Annotated in this window: 10 protein-coding genes; 7 read left to right on the top strand and 3 right to left on the bottom strand. The window is 68.8% G+C overall.

Features of this window, described 5'->3' with window-relative positions; all coding sequences use genetic code 11:
• Nucleotides 1-174 precede the first annotated feature (174 nt).
• The 3 genes from J2X37_RS06490 to J2X37_RS06480 all read left to right on the top strand — a co-directional run bounded on the left by J2X37_RS06490 (nucleotide 175) and on the right by J2X37_RS06480 (nucleotide 4,138).
• The gene (locus tag J2X37_RS06490; RefSeq protein ID WP_310019098.1) at nucleotides 175-1,065 is read left to right on the top strand and encodes a prephenate dehydratase; all 891 of its coding nucleotides are present in this window, start codon (nucleotides 175-177) and stop codon (nucleotides 1,063-1,065) included.
• 98 nt (nucleotides 1,066-1,163) lie between these two features.
• Nucleotides 1,164-2,291: an alanine dehydrogenase gene (gene ald, locus J2X37_RS06485; protein ID WP_310019096.1), complete on the top strand. Its 1,128-nt coding sequence runs from the start codon at nucleotides 1,164-1,166 to the stop codon at nucleotides 2,289-2,291.
• Nucleotides 2,292-2,476: 185 nt separating this feature from the next.
• Complete coding sequence (locus tag J2X37_RS06480; protein ID WP_310019093.1) at nucleotides 2,477-4,138, top strand: diguanylate cyclase; 1,662 nt, start codon at nucleotides 2,477-2,479, stop codon at nucleotides 4,136-4,138.
• 8 nt (nucleotides 4,139-4,146) lie between these two features.
• Here the strand turns inward: J2X37_RS06480 and J2X37_RS06475 are convergent, their stop codons facing one another.
• Genes J2X37_RS06475 through J2X37_RS06465 form a run of 3 tightly spaced genes read right to left on the bottom strand, consistent with a single transcriptional unit; the run spans nucleotide 4,147 to nucleotide 7,167 of the window.
• Entirely contained in the window at nucleotides 4,147-4,569 is a 423-nt protein-coding gene (locus J2X37_RS06475; RefSeq protein ID WP_310019091.1) for a thioesterase family protein, read from the bottom strand.
• Nucleotides 4,562-5,038, bottom strand: a complete 477-nt coding sequence (locus tag J2X37_RS06470) for a DUF2939 domain-containing protein (RefSeq protein ID WP_310019089.1) — start codon at nucleotides 5,036-5,038, stop codon at nucleotides 4,562-4,564. The genes J2X37_RS06475 and J2X37_RS06470 overlap by 8 nt, the downstream gene beginning before the upstream one ends.
• The gene (locus J2X37_RS06465) at nucleotides 5,035-7,167 is read right to left on the bottom strand and encodes a S9 family peptidase (protein WP_310019086.1); all 2,133 of its coding nucleotides are present in this window, start codon (nucleotides 7,165-7,167) and stop codon (nucleotides 5,035-5,037) included. The genes J2X37_RS06470 and J2X37_RS06465 overlap by 4 nt, the downstream gene beginning before the upstream one ends.
• Nucleotides 7,168-7,395: 228 nt before the next feature.
• On the opposite strand from J2X37_RS06465, the gene J2X37_RS06460 reads away from it, so the two are divergent.
• The 4 genes from J2X37_RS06460 to J2X37_RS06445 all read left to right on the top strand — a co-directional run bounded on the left by J2X37_RS06460 (nucleotide 7,396) and on the right by J2X37_RS06445 (nucleotide 12,302).
• Complete coding sequence (locus J2X37_RS06460; RefSeq protein WP_310019084.1) at nucleotides 7,396-9,192, top strand: aminopeptidase P family protein; 1,797 nt, start codon at nucleotides 7,396-7,398, stop codon at nucleotides 9,190-9,192.
• 312 nt (nucleotides 9,193-9,504) lie between these two features.
• Entirely contained in the window at nucleotides 9,505-10,035 is a 531-nt protein-coding gene (locus tag J2X37_RS06455) for an EF-hand domain-containing protein (RefSeq protein ID WP_310019082.1), read from the top strand.
• Nucleotides 10,036-10,152: 117 nt separating this feature from the next.
• Nucleotides 10,153-10,899, top strand: a complete 747-nt coding sequence (locus J2X37_RS06450) for a response regulator (RefSeq protein WP_310019080.1) — start codon at nucleotides 10,153-10,155, stop codon at nucleotides 10,897-10,899.
• A 14-nt stretch (nucleotides 10,900-10,913) separates the two neighbouring features.
• Nucleotides 10,914-12,302: an ATP-binding protein gene (locus tag J2X37_RS06445; RefSeq protein WP_310019077.1), complete on the top strand. Its 1,389-nt coding sequence runs from the start codon at nucleotides 10,914-10,916 to the stop codon at nucleotides 12,300-12,302.
• The last annotated feature ends 232 nt before the right edge of the window (nucleotides 12,303-12,534 follow it).

The following is a 12,534-nucleotide window of genomic DNA, read 5'->3' as shown; positions in this document are numbered from 1 at the left end:
GGCTCGCGCGCCGCTCTAGTGTCGCATGCGTCGCGGCGCAAGGGCGATTCACCGCGAAATGGCGCAGTGCACAACGGTGCGTCGAGCACGACGCCCTTTGCACACCCGGCGCGCCCCCGGGCAGGATCGTTCGGGCTTGGCAGGTCCGCGCCCTCGGCGTATCGGGCTTGCCCCATGCACAGCTATCCCGCACCCGCCCTCGCCCTTGTCGAAGAGATGCTGGCCGCCGCCGCCGCCGATCCCGCGCGCGCGGTGTCGTTCCAGGGTGCGCCCGGGGCCAATTCGCACATCGCCGCGTTGCGCCAGGATCCGGCCTGTCTGCCGATGCCGTGCTATTCCTTTGCCGACGCGATCGACGCGGTGCGGGCGGGGCGGGCCGACCGGGCGATCATCCCCATCGAGAACAGCGCCAACGGGCGCGTCGCCGACATCCATTTCCTGCTGCCGGAATCGGGCCTGTCGATCATCGACGAACACTTCATGGCGATCAGCCACACGCTGATGGCGACCGGCCCCGGCCCGTTCGCGGCGGCGGTCAGCCACGTGCAGGCGCTGGGCCAGTGCCGCGGCTACTTGCGCGAGCGGGGCATCGTGCCGATGGAATACGCCGACACCGCGGGCGCGGCGGCCAAGGTGGCGGAAGACCGCGATCCCTCGCTCGCCGCCATCGCGCCGAAGCTGGCGGCGCAGCTCTACGGGCTCGACATCGTCGCCGAGGGGATCGAGGACGAGCACGACAACATGACCCGTTTCGTCGTGCTAGCCCGCGCGCCGCGCGACCCGGCGGAGATCGAGGGGCCGGCGATGACCACTTTCGTGTTTCAGGTCCGGAACATCCCCGCCGCGCTCTACAAGGCGCTGGGCGGCTTTGCGACCAACGGCGTCAACATGACCAAGCTGGAAAGCTACCAGGACGGGGCGAGCTTTGCCGCGACGCGGTTCTACTGCGACATCGTCGGCAAGCCCGGCGACGCGGCGGTCGATCTCGCGCTGGAGGAGCTGGGCTTCTATTCGAAGAACCTGCGCTTGCTCGGCTGCTACCCGATGGCGCGCGAGCGGACCTGATCGGGCGCTGGCACGTTGATCGGTCGAACGGGGCGATTGCCCCGGAGAGGTTGCAGTCGTAACCTTTCGCGACGGAGAGACCTGTCAGGACACGCCCCATGCGAATCGGTTGCCCCAAGGAAATCAAGAACCACGAATACCGCGTCGGCCTGACGCCGGAGAGCGTGCGCGAACTCGTCATCCACGGCCACGAGGTGCTGGTGGAAAGCGGCGCGGGCCTCGGCATCGGGGCGAGCGATGCCGATTATCGCACCGCGGGCGCGGCCATCGTCGAGGATGCGGCGGAGATTTTCGCCGCATGCGAGATGGTGGTGAAGGTGAAGGAGCCGCAAGCCGCCGAACGGGCGATGCTGCGCGAGGGCCAGGTGCTCTACACCTATCTCCACCTCGCGCCCGATCCGGAGCAGACCGCCGATCTCGTGAAGTCCGGCGTCACCGCGATCGCCTACGAAACGGTGACCGGGCCGGGCGGCACGCTGCCGCTGTTGAAGCCGATGAGCCAGGTCGCCGGGCGGATGAGCATCCAGGCCGGTGCGACCGCGCTGGAAAAGGCGCATGGCGGGCGCGGCGTGCTGCTGGGCGGGGTGCCGGGGGTAATGCCAGGCAAGGTCGCGGTGATCGGCGGCGGCGTCGTCGGCTGGAACGCGGCGCAGATGGCGGTGGGCCTTGGCGCCGACGTCACCATCCTCGACCGCAGTCCCGAACAGCTCGAGCGGCTGGGGATGTATTTCGAAAGCCGCGCCAAGACCCGCTTTTCCAACAGCGCCAACATCGCCGAGGCGGTGTGCGAGGCGGATCTGGTCATCGGCGCGGTGCTGATCCCCGGCGCCGCCGCGCCCAAGCTGGTCAGCCGCGACATGCTGAAATGCATGAAGCAGGGCGCGGTGCTGGTCGATGTCGCCATCGACCAGGGCGGCTGCTTCGAAACCAGCCATCCCACCACCCATGCCGAGCCGACCTTCGTCGTCGACGGCGTCGTCCACTACTGCGTCGCCAACATGCCGGGCGCGGTGGCGCGGACCAGCACGTATGCGCTGAACAACGTGACCTTGCCCCACGCGCTGGCCATCGCCGATCTTGGCTGGCGCGAGGCGATGCGGGCCAATCCGCACCTTGCCGCCGGCCTCAACGTCCATGCCGGCCAGGTGACGTACGAGGCGGTGGCACGGGAACTGGGCTACGAGCATGTGCCGTTCGAGAACCTGACGGCCGGCCCTGGAGCCTGACATCGCGACCTGACGGGCGGGCCTGTCACGGAGCCTCGACCACTAGCGATTTCTTTCCCGCCCGTTAACCAGTGACTAAACGAATCATGGCACGGTGCCGCGCTATGATCGGTTGGTTTTTCCGGGCGTTGGGGGCGGTCCTTTTGCTGGCGATGGCGGCGTCTCCCGCCGCTGCGCACGTGCGGATGCAGATGGCGCCGGCCTGCACCGCGTCGGGCGGTTTCGTGGCCGATGTGCAGCACGCGATTCCCACGATGGCGGCGTGGGACTGCAACGGGCCGGGCATCGGCGCGACGCCGCCGACATCGTGGCTGTTCTTCACGCCGCAGGACTTCGCCGCGCAGCCGGACGAGCCGACCCACTTCGTCACCGATATCGGGCGCTTCGACACGATCACCGTCGTCGCCATGGGCCCCGAAGGCCCGCTGCGCAGCCGGACCTATCGCATGGCCGACGTCACGCACCTTGCCAACGGCCCGAAATTCGCCCTGCCGCTGCCCGACATGCTGGACGCGACCGGCATCGTCGTCGCCGTGCAGGGGGCGTGGACCCCGGCCATCGTGTCGCAGGCCCGGATCGAATCGCGGCACGGCCCGGACGGCCCGCTGGGGTGGAGCGACGAGGCGATGCTGCTGCTCGCGCTGCTGGCGGGCCTGCTCGCCGCGCCGCTCGCCTACAACCTGCTGTTCTACCGTATCCTGAAGGAACGGTTCGTGCTGTGGATGGCGGCGACCGAGGTGTCGATGCTGGTCTTCGTGCTGGTCGGCGGCGGGGTCCTCCACCGCTTCGTCGACATCACGCTGGGCACTACGGTCATCCTTTCCTCGCTCATCGCGGTGCTGCCGCTGGTTCTCGCCGCCGGCTATTTCCGAAGCTACCTCGAGCCGGAGATGCTGGGCGAGACCACCGACAACCTGCTGGTCGCGACGGCGGTGGCGACCCTGATCGTGGCGCTGATCCTGGGGGCGCCCATCGCTGCGTTCCGGCCGCTCGCGCACGTGCTCTTCGTGCTGTTGCCTCTGCCCCTCGCGGTCGTCGTCGGAATGGCCGCGCGGCAGGCCCGCCGCATGGGCAGCCGCGCCGTGCTGGTCCAGGCCGGGGTCTGGGCGCCGCTGGCGACGGGGACCCTGGTCCTGATCCTGCGCCAGTCGGGCTTCGTGCTTCCCGGCAACGCGCTCGACGTCGCGTTCTTCCTGTCGATCCTTGCCCACGTGACGATGGCCTGCTTCTCCATCGTCTGCCGCATCGACGGGATGCGCAGCGAACGCGAGCGGGTGAACGCCCGGCTCGACGCGCTGACCAACCTGATCGATCTCGATCCGCTGACCGGCATCTTCAACCGCCGCGCGCTCGAACAGCGTTTCGCCGAACTTCGCAACGACGGGTTCCATGCCCTGGCGGTGGTCGACCTCGACCATTTCAAGCGGATCAACGACCGTTTCGGCCACACCACCGGCGACCGCGTGCTGCAGGAAGTCGCCGCGGTGCTGGCCGGCGACAAGGATGCGATCGCTTTTCGCCTGGGGGGCGAGGAATTCGTCGTCATGTTGCGCGGCGCGCAAGTGCAGCAGCGCGCCGAACAGCTCCGCCGCGCGATCACCATCCGCGTCGCCAACGAGGTCGCCGGCGTCGACGGTCCGGTCACCGCCAGCATGGGGCTAATCGAAAGTCCGCCGGGCGGCTCCTGTTCGATGCGCCAGCTCTACAGCCAGGCGGACCGGTTGCTGTACGAAGCCAAGTATTCGGGCCGCAACCGGTTGATCAGCGAACGCATCCAGGTTTTCGACGCGCCGGCCCGCGACCGGCGGCAGCAGGATCGCCGCGCCGAAGAGCGCCGCGCCGGCTGATTCGTCCGTCAGTCGAGGAAGGGCGCGGCGACGTCTGGCGGAATGCGGACAAGGCGCCGGCTTGCCCGCCCGATCATCGCCCATAGCGAGCGCACCGAAACGATCGGCCGGTCGATGCCGGGGGCGAAGAAATCGATGCGCCGCTCGAACCGCGCGCCGCTGGGCGGGGTTTCGATGCGGGTTTCGGCCATGACCTCCTCGCCTTCGCCGACATTGCCGCGATAGTCGATTTCGTGCCGGGTCACGACCCAGAGATAGGCATCGACGTGCGCCGGATCGGCCACCGCCGCCCAGTGCGCCCCGGCGATGTCCTGCGCCCATTGCAACCAGACCGCGTTGTTGACGTGGCCCATGAAGTCGATGTGCTCCGCCCCGGCGACGAAGGTCATCCGGTAGCGCGAACCGCCGTCCGGCGTTTGGGCATCAGCCATCGAGATCGATTCCCGCCAGCCGCCAGCCAAGGCCATCCCGGTGGAAGATCAGCGCGCCGCACGGGTCGGGCCCGGTCACGCGGAAGGAATTGAGGTCGCCGCCCTCGATGCGCCACGAAACCGGCTCGCGCTCGTCGTCGCGCATGGCGATGCCGACCCCGTCGGCCTGGCCGGTGCGGACGAGCTGGCCGATCGTTTCGGGGTTCACGAACCTGTCGATGGCGAAATCGGCACTGGCCTTGGCCACGACCGACCCGATGCCGCCGATCTCGCGCCGCTCGATCGCGCCGTCGACTTCGCTGTTCAGCGAATCGCGAAAGGCCGGGAAATCGACCCGCCGTTCGAGCCGCGCCGAATCGCCCGACTGCGCGGCGGAGGCAAGATCGTTCACCGCGTAGAGCCGCGAGCCGATGAACCAGCCCCCCGCGACAACCGCCGTGAGGAAGAGGAGCGCAAGGAGGCGTTTCAAACCGTTTCGCCCCCGCGTTCCGTGCCCTCGGCCATGCCGAGCTGCCACAGCACGAAGGCAAACTCCTCGGCCCCTTCGCGCAGCGAATCGAAACGCCCCGACTTGCCGCCGTGCCCCGCGCCCATGTTCATCTTGAGCAGCAGTTCGTTGTCGTCGGTCTTCATCTCGCGTAGCTTCGCCACCCACTTGGTCGGCTCCCAGTAGGTGACGCGCGGGTCGTTGAGGCCGCCGGTGGCAAGGATCGGCGGATAGGCCTGCGCCCGGACCTGGTCGTACGGGGAATAGCTGCGAATGAGGTCGAAGGCGGCGGCATCCTCGATCGGGTTGCCCCATTCGGGCCATTCGCCCGGCGTCAGCGGCAGCGAGGCGTCGAGCATCGTGTTCAGCACGTCGACGAAGGGCACCTGCGCCACGACCGCGCCCCACAGGTCGGGATCGGAATTGACGATCGCACCCATCAGCTCGCCGCCCGCCGACCCGCCCGACGCCGTGACCCGCCCCTTCGCGGTGTAGCCACGCTCGATCAGGCCTTTTGCGACGTCGACGAAGTCGTTGAAGGTGTTGGTTCGCTTCGCCAGCTTGCCGTCGAGATACCAGCGCCGGCCCAAGTCGTCGCCGCCGCGGATGTGGGCAATGGCATAGATGAAGCCGCGATCGACGAGAGAGAGCCGCGCGGTCGAGAAATAGGGCGACACCGCGTGGCCGTAGGCGCCGTAGGCGTAGAGATGCAGCGGCGCGCTGCCATCGGTCGGCGTGTCAGCGCGCATCATCAGCGAAACCGGGATCTCGGTCCCGTCGCGCGCGGCGATCATCACCCGTTCGGTGCGATACGCGCCCGCGTCGTAGCCCGAGGGGATCTCCTGCACCTTCAGCACCGACAGCGCGCGGGCCTTCGGATCGTATTCGTAGACGGTCGAGGGCGTGACCATCGAGGTGTAGGATAGCTGCAGCAGCTCGGTTTCGTATTCCGGGTTGTTGCCCAGCCCTGCGCTGTAGCTCGCCTCGGGGAATGCCACCGGTTCGACCCGCGACGGATCGTCGTAGAAACGCACCTCGACCTGGTCGAGACCGTGCAGGCGCCCTTCGGTGACGTAAAAGTCGCGGAACATCTCGAACCCGGTCAGGTAGAAGTCGTCCGACCCCTCGATCACCGTTTCCCATTCGCCCGGCGCGTCGAGCGTTGCCCTGGCCAGCCGGAAGTTCTCGTGCGTGTCGTTGGCGTGGACGAAGACTCGCTCGCCCGCGATGTCGATGTCGTATTCGACGCCCGGCTGCCGTGCGCGGACCAGCACCTGCTCGCCCAGCGGATCGTCGGCGGGCACGATGCGCACCTCGCTCGTCTCGTGGTCCGAGGTGGCGATGACCAGCCACTTCTCGTCCGAGGACAGGCCCGAGCCGACGCGGAAACCCTCGTCATCCTCGTGGTAGAGCTCGACGTCGTCTTCCACCGGCTGGCCCAGCCAGTGGATGCGGGCGTTGTCGGTGCGCCAGTTCTCGTTCGCCAGCGAATAGATGATGGCCCGGTCGCCCGCGACCCAGACCAGCGAGGACAGCGTGCCGGGGATCGTGTCCGGAAGCAATTCGCCGGTGGCGAGATCCTTCACCACCATCGTGAAACGTTCGGACCCGTCGGTATCGGTCGCATAGGCCAGTTTCGTCGCGTCCTTGCTCATCGAGAAGGCGCCGAGCCGGAAATAGTCGTGTCCCTCGGCCAGCACCGTCTCGTCGAGCAGGAGTTCCTTGCCCTCGGTCCCGTCGCGGCCCCCGGCCACGGGCTTTCGCCACCACTGCTTGTACTGCGCGCCCTCGACGTATTCGGTCCAGTAGTACCAGTCGCCGTCCTTGACCGGGACCGAGCTGTCGTCCTCCTTGATGCGGGCGCGCATCTCGGCGAACAGCGTGTCGACCAGCGGTTCGAGCGGCTTCATCCGCGCCTCGAACCAGGCGTTCTCGGCCTTCAGGTGATCGAGGATCTCGGCATTTTCGACCTTGGGATAGCCGGCATCGCGCAGCCAGGCATAGGGATCGTCGACCGTCATCCCGTGATGGCTGAAGCTGTGCGGACGTTTGGCGGCCCTGGGCGGGGCGAGCGGAGCGGTGGAAAGGCTGTCGGGCGCGGTCTGGGTCAAAGGAAGCTGTCCTGTCGGCGTGAAATCGGGCGGGAAGGGCGGGGCGCATCGCGCGTGGGCCGAGCGCGCGCCGGGCCCAAGCAATGCTGGAAGAACGTGGGGCTTGTAACTATGTTTCCGCCATCCGCCTTGCAAGACCGGCCCCGCCGGATCGGAACGGGGCGTTTCCCATGCACGGAGGGGCGGCTAGGCCCCCGCAGATCGACTGGATGAATAGACGTCATGCTGATGCAGACCCACGAAGCCCGCCTCGCCGCCCTGCGAGAGGAACTGAAGCGCCGCGAACTCGACGGGTTCGTCGTGCCCATCAGCGACGAGCACATGAGCGAATATGTCGGCGAATATGCCCAGCGGCTCGCCTGGCTGACCGGCTTCGGCGGATCGGCGGGCACCGCGGTGGTCATGCTGGATCGGGCCGCGATGTTCGTCGACGGGCGCTATACCCTGCAGGTGCGCGACCAGGTCGACGGCCGGCTGTGGGACTACGAATCGATCCCGCAGACCAGCCCCGTCGACTGGCTGGGCGAACACGCCGCCAAGGGTGCGCGCATCGGCTTCGACCCGTGGCTGCATTCGCCGGGCTGGGCCAAGGCCGCCGAAAAGGCGCTCGCCGCCAACGGCGCGACGCTGGTGGCGGTGGAGAGCAACCCCGTCGACGCGGTGTGGCAGGACCGGCCCGCTGCCAGCGCCGCCGCCGCCCGTCCGCATGACGAGGCGCTGGCCGGGCGGTCCAGTGCCGACAAGCGCGGCGTCATCGCCGACTGGCTCAAGGCGAAGGGTTACGACGCCACCGTGATCACCGCGCTCGATTCGGTGGCGTGGCTGTTCAACATCCGCGGCTCCGACGTGTCGCGCACGCCGGTCGCGCTGTCGTTCGCGGTGGTCCTTGCCGACGGCACCGCCGACCTGTTCATCGCGCCCGAAAAGGTCACGCCCGAACTGTCGGCGCATCTGGGCAACGCGGTGACCGTGCGCGACCGCGCCGCGTTCGAGGATGCGCTGGCGACGATGAATGGGCAGACCGTCGCCGTCGATCCGGACCGTGCCGTCGCCGCGATCTTCCGCGCGCTGGAGGACGCGGGCGCGACCGTGGTCGAGGAACGCGACCCCGTCGTCCTGCCCAAGGCGATCAAGACCGAGGCCGAACAGGCCGGCCACCGCGCTGCGCAGGCCCGCGACGGCGCGGCGGTGGCGAAGTTTCTCAACTGGATCGCCAGCGAGGCCCCCTCGGGCCGGGTCAGCGAGATGGAGGCGTCGGACCGGCTGGAGGCGTTCCGCGCCGAAAGCGACCGGCTGACCGACCTGTCGTTCGACACGATCTCGGGCGGCGGGCCGAACGGCGCGGTGGTCCACTACCGGGTGAGCGAGGAGACCAACCGCCAGCTCGAACCCAACAGCGTCTATCTCGTCGATTCGGGCGGGCAGTACGCCGACGGCACGACCGACATCACCCGCACCGTCTGGGTCGGCCCCGACGCGCCCCCGGCGGAAGTGAAGGACCGTTTCACCCGCGTCCTCAAGGGCCACATCGCGCTCGCCATGGCGGTGTTTCCCAAGGGCACCGTCGGCAGCCAGCTCGACACGCTGGCGCGCCAGTTCCTGTGGGCGGCGGGCCTCGATTATGCGCACGGCACCGGGCACGGCGTCGGCAGCTACCTCTCGGTCCACGAAGGGCCGCAGAACATCGGCAAGGGCGGACGGCCCAAGGAACAGGAACTGCTGCCCGGCATGATCCTGTCGAACGAGCCGGGCTACTACAAGACCGGCGAATACGGCATCCGCATCGAGAACCTGGTGCTGGTCGAAACCCGCGAGATCGCCGGGGCCGAGCACGAGATGATGGGTTTCGAGACGCTGACTTTCGCGCCGATCGACCGCAACCTCGTCCAGACCGCGCTCCTGACCGGGGCGGAGCGGGAGTGGCTTAATGCCTACCACGCGAAGGTCCGGGCGATCGTCGGGCCGCAGCTGACCGGCGCGCCGCTCGCCTGGCTGGAGGAGCAGTGCGCCCCGCTACGGGCCTGATCGCGCTTCTGCCATCGCGGCGTCGGGGGTCGGCCAAGGCGGGACAGGGGGCGCGACGGGCACCGCCCGTTCCTGCACCCTTGAGCGCAGATGAATGCCCCCTGCGCGCTGATACACGATGCGACAAAATCGCCGATCGCGGGCATAATGCTGCGACACGCGATGCGTATAACCGGCAACAGAAGTCGCGAGGATGACGGCCCACGGGTTCTCCCTGATGTCCCCTCCCCAAGCCCGTTCCGGCATCTTTCGCGGCTTCACCATTTTCGGAAGACACCGTTTTCCGGGATCGTGAATCAAAGGACCGATATGATGATCAGGAAGACCCTTCTGGCGGCCGGTGTCGCCGTTCTGGCGACCGGCACCGTTGCCGTCGCCGCCCCCGGCATGATGAAGAACGACGCGCCGAAGACTCTCGCCGAGGCGACCAAGCAGGCGGACACCATGTTCGACCGCATGGACGCCAACAACGACGGCAAGGTCGACGCCGCCGACCGCGAAGCGCGCGAAAAGCAGATGTTCGACCGGATCGATACCGACAAGAACGGCTCGATCAGCCGCGCCGAATTCGCCGCGATGCATGACAAGCGGGGCGAACGACACGGCATGGCCGGCGAACACGGCAAGCGCGGCGACCGGATGGCGATGCGCGGCGGCAAGATGGCCGACGCCAACGGCGATGGCGTGATCACCAAGGCCGAATTCGACGCCGGGGTGAAAACCCGTTTCGCCAAGGTCGATACCAACGGCGACGGCACCGTGTCCGACGCCGAACGCAAGGCCGCGCGCGACCAGATGCGCGCCGCGTGGAAGGAACGGCGAGAAGCGCGCCAGGCCAACTGAGCCGCGCTGTCTGCTGAACGGGCGGGGCGTGCCGATGCGATCCGGCACGCCCCGCTCTTGCATTGAAACGCCGATCCCGCCACGCCGAACGGACACCGGGATCGCACGGGAGCCCAGATGACCGATCCGCAGAGCAGCGACCTGCCCGACCGCATCCTCGTCGTCGATGACGAGGACGCGCTGCGCGACCCGCTCGCCGCATACCTTTCCAAGCAGGGCTTTGCCGTGCGGCAGGCCGAATCGGCCACTGCCGCGCGCACCATGCTGCGCGACGAACCGGCCGATCTCGTCCTGCTCGACATCATGATGCCGGGCGAGGACGGCCTCTCGCTGTGCCGCCATCTCGTCGAGACGCAGAAGACCCCGGTCATCCTGCTGACCGCGCGGGGTGAGGCGACGGACCGCATCGTCGGCCTGGAAATCGGCGCCGACGACTACGTGGTGAAGCCGTTCGAGCCGCGCGAACTGGTCGCCCGCATCCGCTCGGTGCTGCGCCGCGCGTCGCGCGCCGAGGCGGCGCCGACGCTGGAGCAGGACTATTGCTTCGAAGGCTGGCGGCTCGATCCGCTGAAGCGGCGGCTGACCGATCCCGAAGGCGCGATCGTCGCGATCTCCTCGGCCGAATTCCGCCTGCTGCGCGCCTTTCTCGACCATCCGCGCCAGGTGCTCGACCGCGACCGCCTGCTCGACATGGTGCAGGGGCGAGAGGCGCACCTGTTCGACCGCAGCGTCGACAACGCCATTTCGCGCCTGCGCCGCAAGGTGGAGGAAGACCGCACCGATCCGCGCCTGATCCTGACCGTCCGGGGCGGCGGCTACATGCTGGCGAGCGACGTGACCCGCGTCGATCCGCAGCCGGCCTGACGGGAATCTGCGGCGTGAAGCGCTTCCTGCCCAGATCGCTCCAGGGACAGATGCTGCTCGCCGTGGCGCTGGCGCTGCTGGTGGCGCAGGGCATCGGCGCGGGCCTCGCGTTGCGCGCGCAGAACGAGCGGGAAAGCAACGCCATCGTCCACGCGCTCGCCTTTCGCCTGATCGGCGGGCGGGTGCTGCGCACGGCAGAGGGCCGCGAACTGCTGCCGCCGCAGGGCCGCCGGCCGCGCATCGCCCGGCTCATCTCGGCCCCGGTCTCGCCGCTGAAGCCAGACGACGTTCGCGAAGCGGGGATCGAGAAGCGGCTGGAGGAAATCCTTTCCGACCAGGGCGTGCAGGTCGACGAGGTGCAGGTCTTCGAACGTGCCATCGACGGCGCAGTGGCGCGCCGCTTCCTGCCCCGGGACGACCGGCTGGCCCAGCTGCGCCGCGAACACCACCCGCGTCACGACCGGATGATCGTCGCCGCCGCCCGGATGGAAGGCGAGCAGACCTGGCTGATCGCCCGCGCCTGGCGCGAGCCGCGCGAGCCGGGTTTCCTCCGCACGCTGCTGGTCCAGACGATCCTGATCTATGTCTTCCTGATGGGGGTGATCGCGCTGATCCTGCGCCGCATCACCACGCCGCTGGCGCAGCTGACCAGGCGCGTCGGCGCCTTTGCCGCCAATCCCGCGCTTTCGGCCGAAGGGCGGGTGGAGCCGCAGGGGCCGCTCGACACGCGCAGCCTGATCGCGGCGCACAACGCGATGGAGGCGCGGATCGGCGCGCTGCTCGACGAAAAGGACGTGATGCTGGGCGCCATCGGCCACGACCTCAAGACGCCGCTGGCCGCGCTGCGGGTGCGCATCGAATCGGTCGACGACGATGGCGAGCGGCTGAAGATGGCCGGCACCATCGAGGACATGACCCGCACGCTCGACGACATCCTGTCGCTGGCGCGGGTGGGCCGCCCCAGCGACCCGCTGGAACCGACCGAGCTGTCGGCGCTCGTCGCCTCTGTCATCGAGGAGTTCGAGGACGTCGGCGAACCGGTCGAGCTGGGCGAGACCGAGCGCATCGTCATGCCGCTGCGCGCGACTTGGCTGCGCCGCGCGGTCCGCAACCTCACCTCCAACGCGCTGCGCTATGCGGGCGGCGCCTGCGTCACCGTGCAGCGCGAGGGGCGGCAGGCGGTGATCCGCGTCAGCGACGAAGGGCCGGGCATCCCGCCCGACGAGATCGCCCGCATGCTCGAACCCTTCGAACGCGGCGATCCGTCGCGCAACCGCGGCACCGGTGGTGCGGGCATTGGCCTGACCCTCGCCCGCGCCATCGCCGAACAGCACGGCGGCACGCTGACGCTGACCAACCGCAAGGAAGGCGGCCTGCTGGCGGAAATCAGGTTGCCTGTTTGATTTTCAAGGCCCCTAAGCGCCGGGCGCCGGGCGCCGGGCGCCGGGCGCCGGGCATCCGCCCGGCTTGGCTGCCTCGCATAGGCTCGGGCGGCCGTTCGGCCTTGCGGGACTCGCTACGCGGCCCGAATTGCCAGATCGAGCAACCGGGCGCCGTAGGCGACTCCGGCAAGCGCGAACGCGCGCCGCGCCTTATTGGCGCGTAGCCAGGCGGGCCGGAGGGCCCGCGCCCGGC

Origin of the sequence: Croceicoccus sp. BE223, assembly GCF_031457155.1 — a bacterium.
Taxonomy (GTDB): Bacteria; Pseudomonadota; Alphaproteobacteria; order Sphingomonadales; family Sphingomonadaceae; genus Croceicoccus.
This window is presented reverse-complemented; position numbering and strand designations above follow the sequence as displayed.